We start from the raw sequence: 19,804 nt of genomic DNA on the forward strand, positions 1-19,804 counted from the left end.
AGATATGAAAAGAATCAATATAATAATTTTGACTCTGATGCTGGGAGCATCGAGTGTCCTTGCGCAACCTGGCTCTGTACAGAAGGTTGCCAAAAGCGTCTTCACCTTGACTACATTCAATAAGGACGGCGCCATCATATCATCTACACAGGGAGTGTTTATTGATAACAAGGGTACTGCCATCAGTACTTTCAAGCCTTTCGTAGGAGCCACCAAGGCCAGCGTGGTCGATGCCACGGGAAAATCGTATGAAGTTGACGCCATCATGGGAGCTGATGAGCTTTATGATGTTGCCAAATTCAGAATCAAGGCGAATACGGCTGCGGCTACCATCGCTGCAAAGGAGACGGAAGCCGGACAGAAAGTGTGGCTCGTTCCCTACTCTATCAAGAAGTCGCCATTCCAGCAGGAAAGCATCACGAGTGTAGAGAAATTCCTTACATCCTACAACTACTACATCTTCTCTACGGGAGTTCCTGAGAATGCGGTAGGCTGTCCTTTCGTCAACAAGAACGGACAGGTGATAGGACTGATGCACAGCAACGGTCAGACCACAGCGATTGACGCCAACTACGCCAGTCAGCTGAAAGTTTCCGGTCTTTCATCGCTCGATGCCGCCCTGAGAGAGACTTCCATCCGCACAGCCCTGCCTGATACAGAGGAGGAAGCCATGACCATGATGACCCTGAAGAAGGGTCAGCTGAAAATGCAGGATTATGACAAGTATGCTGACGAATTCATCGAGAAATTCCCTACATCTGCCTTCGGATATAAGGAAAAGGCGCTCAGCCTGGTGAACGACAGCAAGTATGAAGAGGCTGCCCGAATGATGGAAACCGGCATTAAGAAGTCTGCTGCCAAGGATGAGGCTCATTCGGATTATTCTGACATCATCTATCAGAAGATAATCTATAAGGGCGATTCCGTTTATACAGCCTGGACACTGGACAAGGCGCTTGACGAGGCTCGCCAGGCTTACGCCATCAAGGCTCAGCCGGTCTACAAGCATCAGGAAGCCCGAATCCTCTTCACTAAGGGCGATTATGCAGATGCAGCCAATATCTTCCTCGACCTGACCAAGACTCCTATCAATAGCGGTGAGCTCTATCTGGAGGCTGCGCAGGCAAAGACAAGGCTGAAAGCTCCTGATTCTGAGATTGAAATGCTGCTCGACAGTGCCGTCAGCGTGGGAGCCCGCACCAACATGGCGGGTCCATACTATCTGGCTCGTGGTCAATATCTGGCAGGCAAGGGGCAGTATCGCCGTGCCGTTCAGGACTTCAACATGTACGACAGCATTGCGCGCCCGGTAGATCCAGCCTTCTTCTATGCCCGCTATCAGTGCGAAACCAAGCTGAGAATGTGGCAGCCGGCGCTGTTAGACATTGCCCGAACCTGCTATCTTGCGCCAAAGGAGCCAACCTTCTTTGCCGAGTGGGCAAGTCTGGATTTGCGAGTAAAGCGTTATGATGAGGGAATCAGTGCCGCATCCCGCTGCATTGAGTTAGCCCCTGAATATGCTGACGGTTACCTCCTCCTCGGTCTGCTCTATAAGGAGAAGAACATGAAGGCAGAAGCCATCAAGAATCTGAAAAAGGCAGAAGAACTGGGCGATAAGCGAGCTGCCGGATATCTGGAAAAGATAAAATAGCAAGCAAGTTTTTACGAAAAGAATAAGAAAATAGGGGAAAAGCTCTGGATTTAGAAATGAGCTTTTCCCCCTTCAACTATATTTATTTCTCGTGTAATTTTCTTATTTTATTTTCCCGTAAACTGTCCCATGAAGAGGATGCTACCGCTCTGTCTGTCAGTAATCGTATAGACGAACGGACAGTCAGCATGGAAAACCACATGGCGCTCTTCTCTTGGCGCCAGGGCTGTAAGCATGATGGCTCCGGTAACGGCAGCAGCCTTGGTTCCCGTTTCGCTCACCTCTATCTTAGCCTTCTGCAGCATCTGGCTCACGAAGAAATCGCCCTTGGCGAAACGGCTGAAATCTGCCTTCGACGGGTTGAAGATAGATGGCGCACCCAGCTGACTGATGATGTCGTTGAGCGGCAATTCTATTTCTGTGGTAAACTTAGGCAATTTCAAGTCTACCTTGCACTCCTCCATATTTCCCATCATTGTCCTGAATTTTCCTGCATCCATACCCTTCATCATCTCGTCGATGCTCTTGCCCTCGTTAGGCAGCATGACGGTCATGCAGTAGGTTCCGTTGCCGTAGAGCAGCTGCACCGCCTTGAAGGTTTCATTCTCATAATAGTCGAATTTCTCATTCTGATGCATCATCTCCACCTTCTGGATATCGCGCGTATAACCACGGAAATACTCCAGCTTCGTGTCATTCTTGTCAAACTCCTTCATCCAGGTGCCCTTGAAGTAAATGGCGTTCAGCAGATAGGAAACTGCACTAGGCTCCATGCGGTCGATGAACTTCGGAATCATTCCCTTTGTCTGCTTCTCGCACCAGGAGTTGATGCGGTCAGCTGACTTCTGTGAATTGAAGTCGAGGCTCTCGATTCCAGCCTGATAATTGTCAGAAACAGCCTTCACGAAATCTTTATCCAACTGATATTTCTTGTTGACAGCCACGTAGTTAGCGATGTTCACGTCGGTCTGTCTGTCCAGCTTTCCAGCGCTCTTGATCAGCGACTTATACAGTTCGTTCAGTTCCTTCACGCTCACCCCTTCGCAGCCAATCGCCTTCATGATTTCCTGCTGGGTTTCACCGTCAGCACCGTTTGCCAACATACCCATGAGATAGGAAACGCTCATAGGCGAAACCACCTTCGAGTCCATTCCCGAAACCTTCTGGAAGAGGTTGAAGGCAAACTTGTTGTTCTTCTGCAGAATGTCGAGCTGAGCATCCGAGAGAGTCAGATATTGTTCGTCCATATCCATATCTTCGCTAGGGCGAGCCACCTGGTTCCCGTCCTTGATTTCCTTATTCACGTTTTTGCTTGTAGAGCAAGAGTTGATAGCCATAGCTGCCAGCATCATCAGCACGGCAGACTTCATCATGTTATTCTTTTTCATAATCTCTTCTTTTAAATTTCGTCTGCTAGTAAAATGCAGCAGTCGGGAAATCCTTGCATCTCTCTTCTTTATTTTAACTCTTCTTAATATTTCTCAAAAATAATAGTTTAAAAACCGTAAAAACCTTTGCACATTCCAGAAAATAATACTATCTTTGCATTTTACATAAAGGAAAGAAACAGTTACTAACAATCAAAACAATTGAAATTATGAGCAAATATTTTGCAGAATCAGAATTGATCATCAATGAAGATGGAAGTTGCTTCCACCTCCATTTACGCCCGGAACAGGTGGCGGATAAAGTAATTCTCGTAGGCGACCCAGGTCGCGTAGCTCTCGTAGCATCCCATTTCGAGGAGAAGGAATGCGAGGTTTCAAGCCGCGAATTCCACGCCATCACCGGAACATATAAAGGCAAGAGAATCACCGTACAGAGCACCGGAATCGGATGCGACAATATCGATATCGTGGTCAACGAGCTGGATGCACTGAAAAACATCGACTTCGCTACCCGCACCGAAAAACCGGAGCACACCACCCTCACCCTCGTACGCATCGGAACCTGTGGAGGCTTGCAGCTCAACTGTCCTGCCGGAACCTTCGTCGCTTCACAGAAGAGCATCGGTTTCGACGGACTCATCAACTTCTATGCCCGCCGCAATGAAATCTGCGACCTCGAGACCGAGGCAGAGTTCAAGCGCCAGGTGAAGTGGAACGACCAGATAGGAAATCCATACTGCGTAGACAACGACCCGGAGCTGCTCAATCAGATTGCCGGCGACGACATGGTTCGCGGAATCACCATCGCCTGCGGCGGTTTCTACGGTCCTCAGGGCAGAGAGCTCCGTGCCCCACTCGCCGACCCGGAGCTTAACGCAAAGATTGAGGAATTCGAGTATAAAGGCTTGCGCGTCAACAACTTCGAGATGGAGAGTTCAGCCCTTGCCGGTCTTTCTCTCCTCCTCGGCCACAAGGCATTAACCTGCTGCATGGTCATCGCCAATCGTCGAGCCCTCAGTGCCAACACAGGCTATAAGAGCACCATCGACAATCTCATCAAGGTTGTGCTCGATAGAATCTAGTTCATTGCAGCAATACGCCCTGAACCAACGGTCACCGCCCGAAGGAAAGATAAAGAGCAAAAGCTCTCGAACCCCCGCTAGGCGTCCCGGCAGATTTGAAATCCGCCGTAAAAAAAAGTTCGACCTATTAAAACCCTGGGGATTTGTAATCCCCCAACAAAAGGAAAGCATACTCCTTTGCTGCGGATTACAAATCCGCAGAACCTAAATAGGTTAGGATATTTTTAAACGCCGGATTGCAAATCCGGTGGGACGCTAATGCCCTGAAAGGCAAAAAACTCATTGCAGCAATACGCCCTGAAGGGGCAGAAGCTCCTAGCACAGGGCAACGCCCTGGGTTGAAACAGCAAACAACTCTGTCGCCCTGAAAGGGCAAAAGCTTTAAAATTCAAGTTTCGCAAGTGAGGGAATTGATTGAAGTTAAAGAAGTTATCACTCCCTACGGTCGTTCGGGAAGTTAAGGGACAATAGTCTTCTAGCGTAAAACGTAGGACATTTGTCCCTTAACTTCCTTCTAACTTCCCTAACTTCACTTAACTTCCCCATATGCGAAAGTTCAGTTTAAAATAAACAAGAAAGAATGAAGAATCAAGAAGAATGTATCTGCGCCCTGGCAACCCCAGCTGGAGGCGCCATCGGAATCATCCGACTCAGTGGCTCCGACGCCATTACCCTCACCGACAAAATCTTCCAGTCTGCCAACGGCAAATCCCTGGAAGAAGCCAAGCCCTACACTCTGCATTATGGCGAAATCAAGGATAAGGATGGCAACACCATCGATGATGTACTGGTGAGCGTGTTCCGTGCACCCCACAGTTATACAGGCGAGAACTCCACCGAGATTTCCTGTCATGGCAGCCGGTACATTCTTCAGCAGGTCCTCCATCGCTTTACGGAGGTAGGATGTCGCCAGGCAGAACCGGGCGAATACACCCGTCGTGCCTATCTCAACGGCAAGATGGACCTCTCCCAGGCAGAAGCCGTAGCTGATCTCATCGCCTCTACCAACAAGGCAACCCACAAGATGGCGCTCAGCCAACTGAAGGGTCATTTCAGCAACGAACTCTCCCTGCTGCGCGAAAAATTATTAAAGATGACTTCGCTCCTGGAGTTGGAGCTCGACTTCAGCGACCACGAAGAACTGGAGTTTGCCGACCGCAGCGAACTCCAGGCACTAGCCGAAGAAATCAACCACAAGATTACCACCCTCGCCCACTCCTTCGAAACCGGCAACGCCCTGAAGCAGGGAGTAGCCGTAGCCATCGTAGGCAAGACGAATGTGGGCAAGAGCACCCTGCTCAACCGTCTGCTCCACGAGGAGAAGGCAATCGTGAGCGACATTCACGGAACCACCCGAGATGTAATCGAAGACACCACCCTCATCGGCGGAATCACCTTCCGCTTCATAGATACGGCAGGAATCCGCAAGACGGATGATGTGGTAGAAAACATCGGAATAGAGCGCACTTTCCAGAAGATGGAAGAGGCGAAGATAGTAATCTGGCTATTAGATGAGCAGCCGTCAGTCTCAGAAATCGAGGAGATGAAGCAGAAGAACCAGGGCAAGAAGCTGCTGGTAGTATTCAATAAGATGGATTTGCTGGAGGATGAAAAGCTTGAATTCGATAAGTTCACTCATTCCTGCGGTTCAGATTCCAGCGAAGCAGAATCCCCACTCTTCATCAGTGCCCGCACAGGCGAGAACGTTTCATCCCTGGAGCAGGCATTAGTAAAAGCTGCTGATATTCCTGAGATTACCGAGAACGACGTCATCATAACGAGTGCCCGCCACTACGAAGCCCTCATCCGTGCCCATGATTCCCTCTCCCGAGTATTGGAGTCGATGGAAATGGGAATGAGCGGCGACATCATTGCCGAAGACCTCAAGATGGTATTGGAGGAGCTGGGCGAAATCACTGGCGGACAGATAAGTAGCCAGGAGACATTGAACAATATCTTCAAGCACTTCTGCATCGGAAAGTAATTTGCTGCAATACGCTCTAGAATTGAACCTACATTCAGGCAATACGCCCTGTAAGGGCAAAAGCTTTAAAATACCGATGCTTTTGCTCCTTACAGGGCTTTTTATTTTTACTCCCCAAACTCCTCCTTCACATCAAAGCAAGGGCAATCCTTGGCGGCGAACTCGTTGTGGCCATGAACTGTCGCCTCGGGATATTCCTCCTTCAGCTGTTCTATGAGCGCTTTCAGCGCCGCCTTCTGCTCGGAGGTTCGGGTGTCCTTCGGCTTGCCATCCTTGGAAAGCCCGCCGATGTAGCATACTCCGATGCTCACGGTGTTGTGTCCCTTACAGTGGGCGCCAACTTCCTCCACTGATCTGCCCACGTGGATGCTGCCGTCACGATAAATCACGAAATGATAACCGATGCAGAAAAAGCCACGCTCACGGTGCCAGCGGTCGATGTCGGCAACGGTAAAGTTGCGACCTTCCTTGGTCGCACTGCAATGAATGATGATTTCCTTAATCTTACGCATGATAATCTTGATTTTTATTGGAATAGTGATAAATACTTAAGAGGAATATCCTCAACGCCCCAGTTTCTGATGACCAGGGAGATTTCCTCCCCGTTCTCCAATGCCTCGTCTATCTTATTACGGAAAAACATGTAGCATTGTTCGGAATGAGCCACAAGACCTGTAATCTGAGACTTACCGATGATGATACTGCCATATTTTAAGGTATAGGGACCATTTCCAGGCATGATGACAGGCTTGCGGATAACGGACTTCGGAATACGGCTTGTTTCTTTCAGTATTACAGGCATGATACTGTAAGAACCTTTCCCTTGATTATAAACCGGTAGAAGTGCAATCTTATATGTACCTTGCGCCAGACGACTCCTGCAGTTCTCCAAAGTGCCGCAGAAAAAAATTCCGTTGATAAACAGTGAGCCATCCCATCCCCATTTAGTGAAACGACGGCGAAATATACTGATGTTCATGATAATTAACAATTTATAATTAATAATTGATAATTGAATCTAAGGGGTGGCCATTAAGGATAAGGTTGAATTGAAAAACCTTAATGACCCTTAATGACCTTGACCCTTAATGACACCGATTAGACGGTAGATGATGCTTTCTGATAGCGTTTGTCAGGCAAAACGCTTATCAAGCCCTGACGCTTCCAGTTCTTCAGCATTTGTTTTACCGATTCGCGTGTAGAACTTGCACCCTTTACGGCAACACTCTGTTGCTCAGCCTGTTCAAAGGTGAAAGTAACGTCCAGCCGCTCGAAAATAGAGTCGTTTCTTCCACGTCGTGAACGGTCGTATGGCGACTGTCCGGAATAGTTCTTCGACGAGAAAGCATCCTCGATGCGGCTGCGGAAGAAATAGAGCGCATTCTCCAGCTGATAATCAGCCAGGGTGTCGAAGACAGCAAGCATGGTAGGCGTCTGCATCTTCACTATCAGTTCCTTCCACAACTGCGGATTCTGCTTCAACTGCGTCTCTGCGCCCTGGAAACCATGCTTCTGAATCAGCGATTCTGCCACCTTGCAGAGCATGATGCATGTCATCATTCTCATCGTTGTAGGACAGATTCTGAAACGCTGGCGAGCCTTCACCTTGTCGTCATTTTTCATTGTCTCCAGTCTGATCTGTTCCAGCCATCTTCTACCTTTCTCCTCCAGCTTCGGCAGCACAACCTCGCCCGACATCAGCGGCAGCAGATGGGCAATCTGAATGATGCGGTCACGCTGGCGCTCAGTAAGAATGTAGAGATTCTCTGACAGCGGAGTGAAGGTGTTGTCCGGTGTACGAGCCACGACAATACGACTCTGAAAACCATCCGTATAATTGCTTACCACTCGATAGAGGGCATCAGGCGTTCCGCACATCACCACGTTCCATAACAGTCGTTCGATATGGACGTTTACCGCATCTGCACTTCTTGCCTCTCGTTCGTAGCTCGTACCGTCGTATGCCTGACGCAGCATCACGGAAAAATCGCTCATGGCAGATTTCCACTTCTGCGCCACGGTGTCAGCTTCCGGTGTGAACGAGAAGGCGTGCTTGCCCTCGGTGTTAGCCAGACGCTCGGCAAGATTTGCCACAGTATTGTTCAGCGTCAGACATCTTACAGGAAGTTTCGGCTCTTCCGGCTGCTCCTTCTTGTTCTTCGCCGCACGCTTCTTGGCTCTCCATTCGTCCTCCTTTTGCTGGTACATTTTGTCCATTTCCTTCACTTCTGAAGTCCATGCGCCAATCACCGGGTCGATGCTTCCCTTTCCGGATGCAAAGTCACCGGCGATGTAGGAGATGAGGTTCAGCGAGTTCATCTTGCCGTGAACAGCCACCTTGACTCCTGTGGCAAGCATTCCGATGGCAGGACAGATGGCAGAAATCACTGGCATTGCCAGGGCTGGTCCTACTGCGTCAACCGATTCCTTGACTCCCTGCGGCATTTTGGGCAGGGAGTTGAAATAGAACATTTCGTCCTTCACGTTGACTTCGTCCGTTGCGTTCTCCTGCCCCTCATAGCCTGCAACAGAACCACCACTAACAGCGCCCTGTTTCATTCTCTCCTGTCTGATTACGGAAAGCACATCCTTCAGTCGCTTAGGCATTTGCGTGATTTTCTCGTTCAATGCCGAGTTGATGCAAGCCATCTTCTCCTGCTCTGAAAATCCATCGTAGCAGGGAATGATCTGTCCCATCAGATTACCGTCAAAACCGCAGATGTGGCGCAGGTTCACGGCAAGCTCAAAAGTCAGCGTATTGCGGTTGGAACGTACCGGTTCTCGTCCGTCATTATACATCTGCCACCACTTCCGGATGATTTCAGAATAAGGGATTCCGAGGTAATCCGCAGAGCTGGATGAAGGAGAAGAGGAAGGAGCAGAGTTTCTCAAATTCTGAAATTCTTGACTCTTTAAAATCCCCTGGGAAGAGTTTCTCGAATTCTCAAATTCTTGACCTTTTAAAATCCCCTGAGGATTCTGGATCTTCTTGATCTCTTCGAGCCAAGGCTTGTAATGTTTATTCGCCTTGTGCGCACCCTCCGGAAGCTCTTCCTGTCCGAATCTTTCCCTCTCTTCCAGCAGCTTGCCTTCAGCAGCCACGGCAGCCTCGTCATAAGCATCCTGAAAGAGACGAGGAGAAAGGAAGAGCAGGTCTTCTCCATCCGATGAAGTAGTGAAATAGACACGGTTGATGTCATGCGCCGAAGTATCCATTTCGCACTCCAGCATCGTGGAGATGCGTACCTGGTTCTCAAGAATAGTCTTGCCCTTTTCTCGCTTGAACACCGCATGACCGCCCTGTCTTGCACTCCTCTCCAGCATCAGCAGTCCGAACTTCTCCGGTTCCTTCAGCAGCAGCTTGGCAGCCTTGGCGAATGCCTCCGGCTCATCCATATCAAACCCGAAAGCACAGCTTGGCAGTTTCGTTCCCTTCACCACCCCTTGCGGATAATGTCCGGAATAATTAAACTGCACCAGTCTACGTTTCGCTGCATCGTTTCCGGCTCGAGCCAGACGAAGATTCGCCTTCTGCTCGTTGCTTCCACGCAGCAGCTTGTACTCCTCTTCCGTAGTGATGGAGTGGGCAACCTTGTGCCCATTCTCCACCTTAATTAAATAACAACTCATCTATCTTTTCCTTATCGTTTCAATTGATAATCCACAACCGCATCAGCAGCCTCTTCTGCCTCCTTTACCAGAGTGCTTCCGATATTGATTCCCTCGTCGCAAAACACCTTCAGGGTGAGCTGGATAGCTCCGTCCTTGGTCTTGCTCACACGTCCGTGAGCCAGCTTTCTGATCAGTTCCGCCTGCGAGCGGATTCTTGGTTTCGCCATGAAGTCGAAAGTACCGTCCGTCAACTGCTGGGCAATGCCCGGCGAGCGGAACCCCTCCACCTTGTTTCTCACCCCTTCGTTTTCTGGTGAAAACATGAAACACTTGCCTTCGTCATAGAAAGCCACACCACCCAGCTGCACGTGCTGGCAGCCGTTCATCTGATTATTCTGTACATTAACCGTCTTTTTCATAATCTTCTTGAATTAAAAATTAGGTTGAACGAAAGAAGTGTCGTAAGTTTTAGTTTGCGCAAATTATCCCGGGACATTTCTCACGCCACCTATTTCAATTCAAGATTAGTTACTAGCCAAGTTTCACGATGTCCGTAACCAGGATGTCCTGGTAAACCTGACCATTGTACTCACGGGTCGTGAATCGGAGCGTAACCGCCACCAATGTTCCCGGAGCAAACTTGCACAGGGCAATGTTGCCGAGCATTGCCGCAGCATACTGGTTCTCGTACTTGCCGCCCATCTCCTGGAGGATGATGTTGCATTTCATCATCTGGCCGTTCTCACTCTTCTGACTCTGTACAGCGAAAGCCTCGCCCTGCTGCACCACTCTCATAATCTGAGCATTCATAATATAATAAATGTACGAAGGTGTTTCAAGATCTCCTTGTAAAATTACTGAGCTTTCTTGTTTCTTCGACGATGCAAAAGTACAATGATTTCCAAACAAAAGGACAAAAAAAATCCCTCACGAATCCGTTTGGGGGATGTGGGGGATATACTTTGAAATTTTAGGGGATACCCTTGGGGGATACTATCTTAACTTTTCTATCTTTCGTGTATTGATGACCTTTCCTGGCTTAGCATATTTGACGTCCAGAAACTCTAAGTCTAGCTTGTCAGCAATCTCTTTATACACTACACAGCATTGTGGTGCTTTGCTGTCATCAAGCGTCCATTTCGTATAGTCATTTTTCTTGAAATATTCATCAATCTCATGAAAATCATAAGCTGAACATCTCAATCTTGTGCTGAAAGCAGAATTGATCTGATCAATGAAAAGACGCTGTGTTGACTTCTTCAACCAATTCTTTCGGGAGAAAACCTTATAGGCGATGAACCAATGTTTCTGTGCGCTGAGGGTATTGTCTTCTATTAAGTCTTTAAGTTTAAGCATCAGCTTGTCTACATCCACATTCTCCTTGAATGCGATGTTCTTGAATACGGCTTCAACCTTCTTTTGGCAATGCTCCTTGGCAATTTGATAAGAAAGATACTTATCGAGGAAATCATAAATGTCGTTGTAGGTCTGTTCTTTCTGTTCCAGAATGTAAGCTACAATCAGTTTGATGTTCCTGCCATTGTTGTGAAATACCTGTCCGAATCGGCAACCGAAAAGGATATTAGCCCGTTCTACGACAATGGTGTTCTTCAGTTGGGTGGCATCAGGATAGATGAGTGCTTCTTCCTGACTGTCCTGCATATAGATCAGTTCCAGTCTCTCTTCATTCTCCTTACGGTACTTGTCCAGTACCTTGGAGAACAGATCCTCATAATAGGTGTCATTGATGAAGGATTGTCTGAAGCCATGAAATCCCTCATCAACCATAAGGATGATGTCATTGACCATTTTGCGCATTTCTTCGCCTTCATAGCCCTTATAGGAGGTAAGCGTAGGTTCTAATTCTGTTTTAATCTTATAGAATCTCTCCTTCTTATCATCCAACAAAGACCATGCTATTTCTATCTTTAGTGAATTTAGTAAATCGAAAATCTTTCTTACATCATTGCGCAAGATTAGCTTCCAAGCAGCTATTATGTCCTCATTGTTGTTTTCGTCTTCTTCTTTTCCTAAAAGGCGGAAGCAAACTTTGAAGCGATCAACTAGATCTTCTAGCTTGTTTAATTGCACTTCTTGTTCGTCGTCCATGATTTTATAGGTTTGAATTGTTATTAATAAGCGGCGTGGGGTTCCCTGTAAGTACCAGTATTAAGGTACCTGCAAGAACCTTCAGTAAGGTACAAACAAGTTCTGCCCACGCCGTAGAGGAGTGGACGCCTTGCTGTCACCGTCTTCTTACTGAATTTGTGAATTTGCAGGTTCTTAATACTGTAGAAGTGCCAGATAATCAGCGTCTATCTTTTTATGATTACTTTCTGTTTTCTTTCTGTTTCTTATTTCAAATTTTAAAGGGTTTATGCTACATTTTCTTCATCATCCGCCCAGTGGTCGCATTGGCGCATCACGGTCTCCAGCGCCTTCTTTGCACCCTCAGGTGGATACTTGTATTTCTTGAGCAGTCGCTTCACCATCACTCGCATCTTTGCCCTTGCCGATTCCTTCCGGTTCCAGTCGATGGTGCGGTTGCGGTGCAAGACTTCCGTCAGTTCCCTGGTCAGCGCCACGAACTCCTCGTCAGAGTAAGCCTGGCGCACTCCTTCCGGCGTGGAGAGCGCATCATAGAATGCCTTCTCCTCGGGCGAAAGTCCCAGGTCGTTGCCCTCTGCCTCTGCCTGCTTCATCTGCTGAGCCATCTTCAACAGTTCCTCTATCACTTCCTCGTTGGTGAGCAAGCCCTTCAGATAGTTGGAGAGACTCTGGCTGAGCATGTCGGAGAAGAGGTCGCTCTGAACCACGTTGGTCTTCTGCTGCTGCTTGATTTTCTCTTTCATCAGTTTGGTGAGCAGTTCCACCGCCAGGTTGCGCTCCTTCATGTTCTTCACCTCATGGATGAAGGCGTCGTCGAAGAGCGAGAACTCTATCTGGCGGTCGCCGAAGAGATTGATTACTCCGTCGGTCTTCACGCTCTGACGGAGCAGCTCACCGATACGCTCGTTGATTTCATGTCGGCTGATCTTGCCCTTCTGCGAGAGTTTGAGCATCATCACGCGCAGCGCATCCATGTAGCACACCTCTGCCTTCTGCTGCTCATTCAGGAGCGAACGGCAGAGCGTGGTGGCGTTGTGAAGCAGATTGCTGTGCTCCATGAAATTCTTCTTGCGCTGAATCATGGCTGGAGAACTCAGGAAGTTGGCTCCGCTCGTAATGGCGAAGGCACGCTTCGTATTGTCCTGTTCGAAGAAGCCGGAATAGTCGAAACCATGAAGCTGGTCTCGGCAGATTTCCATCTCTTCCTTCCATTTCACCAGGGCGGTCTTGGCGATGTCGGGGTCTCCGAAGCGGCGGCGGTCACGGTTGGTGTACTGCTGCATGGCACTCTTCAGCGCCTGCGCAATGCCTACGTAATCCACTATCAGTCCGCCTTCCTTGCCCGGGAACACACGGTTCACTCGGGCTATTGCCTGCATCAGATTATGACCGCTCATCGGCTTATATACGTACATGGTGGCGAGCGACGGAACATCGAAGCCCGTGAGCCACATGTCTCTTACGATGGCGATTTTCATCTCATCGTCGTTGTCCTTGAATTTTCTTGCCAGTTCCTTCTTGTAGGCTTCGTTGCCGATAATCGGCTGCCAGTCTTCGGGGTCCTGGTTCGAACCGCTCATCACCACCTTTACCTTCTCCGTCCACTGGGGGCGAAGCTCCAGCATCTTGCGGTAGATTTTGATGGCGATGGTTCGGGTCAGCGCCACGATCATTGCCTTGCCGGTGAGTTCCTGCGCACGGTTCTGCTCGTAGTGCTGGATGATGTCCCTTACCAGCGTGTCGATGGTGGCGTCTTCGCCCAGGAGTACTTCCAGCCGGCTGTGCTCCTGCTTCGCCTGCCTGATCTGCTCCTCGGTGGCTCCCTCATCGGCCAGGTTGTCGAACTCATCGTTCAGCAGCTTCATCGTGTCTTCATCGAGGTTCAGGTTCACCACACGGCTCTCGTAATAGACCGGACGGGTGGCTCCATCATCCACCGCCTGACTCATGTCGTAAACGTCGATGTAGTTGCCGAACACTTCCTCCGTGTCTCTGTCGCGGTCGCTGATAGGCGTTCCGGTGAAGCCGATAAATGACGCACCTGGCAGGGCTTCTCTCATCTTCTGGCTGAATCCCTTCTTCATCGTCAGACTCTTGTTGTCCCAGTGCTCTTCGCCGTATTGCGAGCGGTGCGCCTCATCGGTCATCACGATGATGTTGCGGCGGGTGGAGAGTGCCGAGTCGCCTTCTTCAAACTTCTGAATGGTGGTGAAGATGATTCCCCCACTCTTTCGGTTGCGGAGCAGATTGCCCAGGTCTTCACGGCTCTGGGCGTTCTGTGGTTCCTGACGAAGGAAGTCCTGGCAGCGGCAGAACTGACCGAAGAGCTGGTTGTCGAGGTCCTTGCGGTCGGTTACCACCACGATGGTCACTTCGGGCAACCGTTGCACCAGCTGGTGGGCGTAGAACACCATGGAGAGGCTCTTGCCCGAACCCTGCGTGTGCCAGAACACGCCGATTTTTCCGTTGCCTTCCACGGCGGTACGGGTGCGCTGCAGGGCTTTGCCCACGGCGTAATACTGGTGGTAGGCGGTAAGAATCTTGGCGTATTTGCCCTGGTTCTTGTCGAAGCAGATGAAGTTCTGCAGAATGTCGAGCAGTCGCTGCTGCTGGAACATGCCGAGGAAGAAGGTGCGATAGTCGGCAAAGAGGGTTGACTCGTATGAGCCGTCCACGGTCTTCCATTCCATGTAGCGTTCCAGCTTGGCTGTGATGGTTCCGGCACGGGTCTCGCTCATGTCGCTGATAACGTTGAAGGCGTTGTAGCTGAAGAGGCTTGGAACGTCCTGCTGATAGTTTCTGATCTGTTTGTAGGCATCTTCGATGGATGCGTCTTCAGAGATGGCGCTTTTCAGCTCCACCACCACGAGGGGCAATCCGTTGACCATCACCACCATATCGCAGCGCTTGTTCTTATACTCTTCTACCCGCCACTGGTTCACCACCTTGAAGAGGTTTCTTTCGGGATGGTCGAAGTCGATGAGCCTCATCAGGGCTGTTCGTTCTTCGCCATCTTGCAGGAATCCCACCTCCAGACCGTTTTGCATCCAGAGTGTAAACTGCTCGTTGTTCTGTTCTAAAGTACCGATGCTGATGTTGGTTATTTGCTTGATTCCTTCATCCATTGCATCGGCTGGCAGTTGAGGATTAAGCCGTCGCATCGAGGCGACCAAATCGGCACGATAGAAGGGCTCCTTATAGTTGCGCTCCACCTCGTAGCCACATTCGTACGCATAGCCGAGTTCGTCGCGGAACAGGGCAATGAGCGTTTGCTCGTATGCGTCTTCGGTGAATTTCTTGTCGTCTGCCATAATGTTATATTTTTAATTTTCTTTCTCGTTATTTTCTTTCGTAGCTTTTCTTATTCCGGGACTTCCAGCTCGCCTGACATTAAGCGAGGGAGAAGGGTGTCGCGGAGAAGGGAGAGGCGGGAGTTCTCTTTCTGAATTGAAGCAATTTTATCAAAGAAAGGTTTTACCTTATCTTGAAAATCATATATGCTTTCCTTATCAGGGATAGCCAATTCAAAGTCATGAATATCCGATGGCTTTACATGAGGTTGAACAGCACCTGTTTGCGCATGCTTTAATAATTTAGAGTTCACCTTTAAAAAGCAATACACAAAATAGAAATTCTCACACGAAATATCTATAAATGAACAGTCTGATGCCCAGACAGGAACATGATACATTCTCATGAAACCCGCATTTGCTCCAGAACCACTTACTGTAATTACAGGTGCTCCAGTGTTCGCTACATTATGATAGCAAGAAGGTTCCAAACCTCCTGCAACAACAGGAACACCTTCATCAATAGCATTCTTTGTAAGCAAGTTTTTGCCTCGCTTAAAATTGCATAGCTCCCCAAGCGTTCCTACTTTCCATCCTTCCGGAATCATTCCCAATTCACTATCCACGAACTTACCATTCTTGAAAGGCTCAAAGTCAACGAACCAATTCTTGAAAATAGCCTGCGCCATCTCCTCCAAATCAGCATTGATCTTGTTGTTCAACTCTATCTTCCGGTCGAGAGAAGAAAGGATGGAAGCTATGCGGCGCTGGTCTTCTGTCTCTTTTGGCACCATCACCTCAATTTCTTTCATGGTTTTACCGGAAACTTCTGCAAAAGTTGTTCCTGACCCTTGTGAGGCAATGTTATCCTTATTATATTTTAAAAGATAATACAGAAACTCACTATCAGTTTCTTCATTAGGGATTACGCTTTTAAAGCCTTGATTAGTACACATATCGTTGGCTACTATAGCTACATAACCAATAGGCGCACGTGATGAAAACAAAACACTCCCTTTGGGTAGCATCTTACACGAGCAGCTTTTAAAGCCTGCCTCTGTTATATTTCTTTCACCCCTAAGAATATACTTATTGCTATTAACAGATAAATCTTTTGGTGTAAGCCATGGAATATTTCCATCATAGAATGATGTGTTTTTAGTTGATGGAGTTGCTCCACCAACGATAGTTCCTATTTCTCCAAGAGTAACTTCTTTCCACTCCATACTATTTCCTCCCTAATTTCTTTTCCAAAAAACTCTTTCTGCCATAGTACCCCCTCTCTGGAAGACTCATCGGAAACATAGAGGTGCTTTCTATAGCCTCATACTCATCCCTCAAATCTTGAAGAAGATCGTTTTGTTGCTTTTGATAGAAATTTTCTTGGTCTTTCTTCTGCTTACGATAAATTATAACAGAAACCACGATAGAGACTATAGAAGCCACTACAGCCAACAAAGAGAAAAGCCCAGAATATTCATTTAAAAACTCCATACTTTACACCTCCCATCCAATTTTCTTCAACTGCAATCTGATTTCCACTTCCTGCTTCTTGCTTTCCTCAAACAGCTGCTTCAGCTCTCCGGTGAGATTCGTCATTTTCTCCTCGAAAGGCACTCCGTCGCCTTCGTCTTCGGCGATTCCTACGTATCTGCCAGGAGTCAGGATGAAGTCCTGAGCAGCAATCTGCTCGGTGGTGCATACGGCACAGAAGCCCTTTTCATCCTCCAGAGTTCCCTGCTGGAAAGCATGGAAGGTGTCAGAGATTTTCTTAATATCCGTATCAGGCATCAGCTCACGAAGCTTGCGGGTAACCATCGTGCCCAGATTGCGGGCGTCGATAAATACGGTCTTGCCCTTCTGCGCCTTGTTGCGGCTGATAAACCAAAGACTTACAGGAATACCCGTACTGTAGAATAGCTGCGAAGGCAAAGCCACGATGCCCTCTATCAGGTCGGCTTCGATGATGGCTTGGCGAATCTGTCCCTCGCCGCCACTCTGACTCGAAAGCGCACCATTCGCCAGCACCAAACCAATCTTTCCGTTTGGAGCCAGATGGTGAATCATGTGCTGCATCCACGCAAAGTTGGCGTTGCCAGCAGGTGGCAAACCATACAGCCAGCGCACATCTTCCTGAAGCGCACTCTGTCCCCAGTCGCTGAGATTGAAAGGAGGATTGGCAAGAATGAAATCTGCCTTCAGCGTAGGGTGTTGGTCATCATAGAAAGTGTCAGCAAAGACATTGCCCAGGTTCGCATCCAAGCCACGGATGGCAAGGTTCATGTGCGCCATCTTCCACGTATCAGGGTTTGCCTCCTGACCATAGATGCTGATTTTGCGCAGGTTTCCCTTGTGGCGCTCGATAAACTTGGCGCTCTGTACAAACATACCGCCGCTTCCGCAGCAAGGGTCATAAACTCTTCCCTCGTAAGGCTCCAGAATCTCTACCAGCGTGCGGACAATGCAGGAAGGCGTATAGAACTCGCCACCATTCTTGCCCTCCAGGCTGGCAAACTGCTGCAGACAGTATTCGTAGGTTCTGCCCAGCAGGTCTTTCTCCTCGCCAGCATCGTGCATTTCTATGTTCGTAAAGAGATCTACCACATCGCCCAGACGGCGCTTGTCCAGCTCCGGACGGGCGAAATTCTTAGGCAGAATGCCCTTCAGTCTTTCGTTTTCACGCTCAATGGCAGTAAGCGCTTCATCTATTACCACGCCTATTTCCGGTGTGTGGGCAGCAGCACTAATCTTGCTCCATCGGGCTTCAGCAGGCACGAAGAAGATGTTCTCGGCGGTGTATTCGTCCTTATCTTCCGGGTCGGCGTATTCGTCGCCCTGCAGCTCCTGGAACTTCTGTTCGAAGCGGTCGCTGATGTATTTCAGAAAGATGAGTCCGAGCACCACGCCTTCGTATTGCGAAGCGCTGAGGTTGCCTCTCAGAATATCGGCAGCCTTCCATATTTTCTCTTCAAAACCAATGCTGATGGTATCTTGTTTCTTAGCCATGATTGTTTATTTATTAATGAGCACAAGTCGCCAGTCTGCGTTGCTGAAAACGTAGGAACTGTCTGTGCTGGTTATTGTAAATATCTGATTTTCTATCTTGATTTCATCGTCCTTGATGGTGTAAGGGTAGCTTCCACAAGGACTGATTTCATATTCACCGTGCACTAATTTGCCCCCTTCATCGAAGTGGTAAACCATTTCCTTTTCAGTGAAATAAACGCTGTCTGTGGTGAATCGGCAATAGGTGGGAGCCTCCTTGATGTCTATTTTCAAGGCTCCAAGGCGACCTTCAGCCTTCAAAAGTTCCCATTCATGGGCTGTAAATGCAGTTTTATAATCGAAAAAAGTGGATTTTTCGGTCTCTTCATCACTGGAACAAGAGAAAAATGAAAACACGAAAAGGGCGGCTACCATCGCATAAAAATACGATAATAGTCGCCCTCTGATAAGTGCAGCATGACTTGAAGCTAATTCTGATTCTCCAGAATTACCCCCCCCCTAAAATGCTGATAATCAAGCTGTTATGTAATTTTATACCCATACTTATCTTACTTTTAAAGTCTTTAATTCATACGGAGCAATGTCATTTGCCCGATATTGAAGGCAAAGTTAATAAAACTTTTCGAAACCACCTAATTTTATCACGTTATTTAACGGGAAAGTGATGAGGAGAGCAGAAAAAGTGGCTTTGAGGGCAGTTTTTACTCCTTTTGAAGGCAAAAATAAGAAGGGTAAAAATGCAGTTATGGGGCAGAAATGCACATTTTCTACCCTCATTTCTGTAGGAAAAGTAAAAAGAATATACAGAAAGGGATGGGAAAAGTGGACGAAATTTCAGAATATCCTGAGAGAAAAAATGCAGGATAAACAAGACAAGAATATATAAGAAAAAACTTCAATACGTTTATAATCAACTGTTTACAAGGTGGTTCTCAGTAATAAAAACACCTCTTAATCCTTAACCTTTGGGGGTCATTAAGGGTCATGTCATTAAGGGTCATTAAGGTTTTCGGGAGAGAAAATGTCATCTATAGTATAATATAAATATATATTTATATTTACTATAGCTCTTAATGACCGAAGCGGATTTTCTTAATGACCCTTAATGACACTGACCCTTAATGACACTTTTTGTTGCTCTGCTGGTATTTTCATCTGTCATTCAGCCTCTTCACAACATTGCTGCAAGAAACTTTGCATGAAATCTCAATAGAACCCATTGTGTTACAGCTACTTATATCATTTCCTGCAAAGAAAGTTGGGGTAAAAGCTTGCAATCGGGGCAAAAATGTTGTATCTTTGCACCAGCAATCGAAGGAAACGCCTTAGGTGCCTGAAAACGGGCATCTCTTACGACCGAGGCGGGGGATAAATGATGGCAGGCGCCGGTCATCAATGACGACCCCGAAAAGGACAGGAAACGGGGCTTCCGGGGAGTTGCAAAAATGAACCTTTTAACACAAACGACTATGATTAATTACAGCATCGTAATGCGTAGCGTGAACGCAAATCTTCTGGCAATCAACCAGGCAAAGTCACGCATCAACCAGGCGAAGAAGGAGGGCAAGGAGCCTGAGAAGGCAGACCTCGACCTCGTGAAGACCGAGAAGCAGAACGCCTTCGCCGTATCGCAGTACACCGACATCATGACCATCGAGAAGTTTGCCAAGCACATCACCTCT

At 48.1% G+C, this 19,804-nt stretch carries 16 protein-coding genes and 1 pseudogene; 5 read left to right on the forward strand and 12 right to left on the reverse strand.

Translation table 11 applies throughout. The features are described 5' to 3' along the window. Window positions 1-4 precede the first annotated feature (4 nt). On the forward strand, window positions 5-1,651 hold the full coding sequence (locus tag ACQRBJ_RS08595) for a tetratricopeptide repeat protein (RefSeq protein WP_445303346.1): 1,647 nt from the start codon (window positions 5-7) through the stop codon (window positions 1,649-1,651). Window positions 1,652-1,758: 107 nt separating this feature from the next. Here the strand turns inward: ACQRBJ_RS08595 and ACQRBJ_RS08600 are convergent, their stop codons facing one another. Then, window positions 1,759-3,039, reverse strand: coding sequence for a serpin family protein (locus ACQRBJ_RS08600; protein WP_445303347.1), 1,281 nt, complete (start codon window positions 3,037-3,039; stop codon window positions 1,759-1,761). Window positions 3,040-3,248: 209 nt separating this feature from the next. On the opposite strand from ACQRBJ_RS08600, the gene ACQRBJ_RS08605 reads away from it, so the two are divergent. Continuing rightward, window positions 3,249-4,121, forward strand: coding sequence for a nucleoside phosphorylase (locus ACQRBJ_RS08605; protein ID WP_441937881.1), 873 nt, complete (start codon window positions 3,249-3,251; stop codon window positions 4,119-4,121). Window positions 4,122-4,701: 580 nt separating this feature from the next. Then, window positions 4,702-6,105 (forward strand): tRNA uridine-5-carboxymethylaminomethyl(34) synthesis GTPase MnmE, encoded by a 1,404-nt coding sequence (mnmE, locus tag ACQRBJ_RS08610; RefSeq protein ID WP_445303348.1) that lies wholly within the window; start codon window positions 4,702-4,704, stop codon window positions 6,103-6,105. A gap of 107 nt (window positions 6,106-6,212) precedes the next feature. On the opposite strand, the gene ACQRBJ_RS08615 is transcribed toward mnmE, so the two are convergent. The 11 genes from ACQRBJ_RS08615 to ACQRBJ_RS08665 form a co-directional block, all read right to left on the reverse strand. Continuing rightward, window positions 6,213-6,617 (reverse strand): N-acetylmuramoyl-L-alanine amidase, encoded by a 405-nt coding sequence (locus ACQRBJ_RS08615; protein ID WP_337946521.1) that lies wholly within the window; start codon window positions 6,615-6,617, stop codon window positions 6,213-6,215. A 14-nt stretch (window positions 6,618-6,631) separates the two neighbouring features. Beyond that, window positions 6,632-7,084 carry a hypothetical protein gene (locus ACQRBJ_RS08620; RefSeq protein WP_445303349.1) on the reverse strand — a complete coding sequence of 151 codons (453 nt, stop codon included), beginning with the start codon at window positions 7,082-7,084 and terminating at the stop codon, window positions 6,632-6,634. A 119-nt stretch (window positions 7,085-7,203) separates the two neighbouring features. Continuing rightward, the gene (locus tag ACQRBJ_RS08625) at window positions 7,204-9,735 is read right to left on the reverse strand and encodes a DUF3987 domain-containing protein (RefSeq protein ID WP_445303350.1); all 2,532 of its coding nucleotides are present in this window, start codon (window positions 9,733-9,735) and stop codon (window positions 7,204-7,206) included. An 11-nt stretch (window positions 9,736-9,746) separates the two neighbouring features. After that, complete coding sequence (locus ACQRBJ_RS08630) at window positions 9,747-10,136, reverse strand: hypothetical protein (protein ID WP_445303351.1); 390 nt, start codon at window positions 10,134-10,136, stop codon at window positions 9,747-9,749. Window positions 10,137-10,248: 112 nt separating this feature from the next. After that, on the reverse strand, window positions 10,249-10,527 hold the full coding sequence (locus tag ACQRBJ_RS08635) for a hypothetical protein (RefSeq protein WP_445303352.1): 279 nt from the start codon (window positions 10,525-10,527) through the stop codon (window positions 10,249-10,251). A gap of 183 nt (window positions 10,528-10,710) precedes the next feature. Next, window positions 10,711-11,826: a hypothetical protein gene (locus ACQRBJ_RS08640; protein WP_295346566.1), complete on the reverse strand. Its 1,116-nt coding sequence runs from the start codon at window positions 11,824-11,826 to the stop codon at window positions 10,711-10,713. Between the two features lie 266 nt (window positions 11,827-12,092). Further along, the gene (locus ACQRBJ_RS08645) at window positions 12,093-15,137 is read right to left on the reverse strand and encodes a type I restriction endonuclease subunit R (RefSeq protein WP_445303353.1); all 3,045 of its coding nucleotides are present in this window, start codon (window positions 15,135-15,137) and stop codon (window positions 12,093-12,095) included. Window positions 15,138-15,187: 50 nt separating this feature from the next. Next, window positions 15,188-16,342: a restriction endonuclease subunit S gene (locus ACQRBJ_RS08650; protein ID WP_445303354.1), complete on the reverse strand. Its 1,155-nt coding sequence runs from the start codon at window positions 16,340-16,342 to the stop codon at window positions 15,188-15,190. 1 nt (window position 16,343) lies between these two features. Then, complete coding sequence (locus tag ACQRBJ_RS08655) at window positions 16,344-16,610, reverse strand: hypothetical protein (RefSeq protein ID WP_427879372.1); 267 nt, start codon at window positions 16,608-16,610, stop codon at window positions 16,344-16,346. A gap of 3 nt (window positions 16,611-16,613) precedes the next feature. Next, window positions 16,614-18,122: an N-6 DNA methylase gene (locus ACQRBJ_RS08660; RefSeq protein ID WP_445303355.1), complete on the reverse strand. Its 1,509-nt coding sequence runs from the start codon at window positions 18,120-18,122 to the stop codon at window positions 16,614-16,616. A 6-nt stretch (window positions 18,123-18,128) separates the two neighbouring features. Then, the gene (locus tag ACQRBJ_RS08665; RefSeq protein ID WP_445303356.1) at window positions 18,129-18,422 is read right to left on the reverse strand and encodes a hypothetical protein; all 294 of its coding nucleotides are present in this window, start codon (window positions 18,420-18,422) and stop codon (window positions 18,129-18,131) included. 364 nt (window positions 18,423-18,786) lie between these two features. Here ACQRBJ_RS08665 and ACQRBJ_RS08670 point away from each other — a divergent pair, with 364 nt between their 5' ends. Both ACQRBJ_RS08670 and ACQRBJ_RS08675 read left to right on the forward strand, forming a co-directional pair. Further along, window positions 18,787-19,008, forward strand: a complete 222-nt coding sequence (locus ACQRBJ_RS08670) for a hypothetical protein (RefSeq protein ID WP_445303357.1) — start codon at window positions 18,787-18,789, stop codon at window positions 19,006-19,008. 583 nt (window positions 19,009-19,591) lie between these two features. Beyond that, window positions 19,592-19,804: pseudogene (locus ACQRBJ_RS08675) on the forward strand (DNA-binding protein); the annotation flags it as partial.

Origin of the sequence: Prevotella sp. SGI.167 (genome assembly GCF_050313615.1) — a bacterium.
Classification (GTDB): Bacteria; Bacteroidota; Bacteroidia; order Bacteroidales; family Bacteroidaceae; genus Prevotella.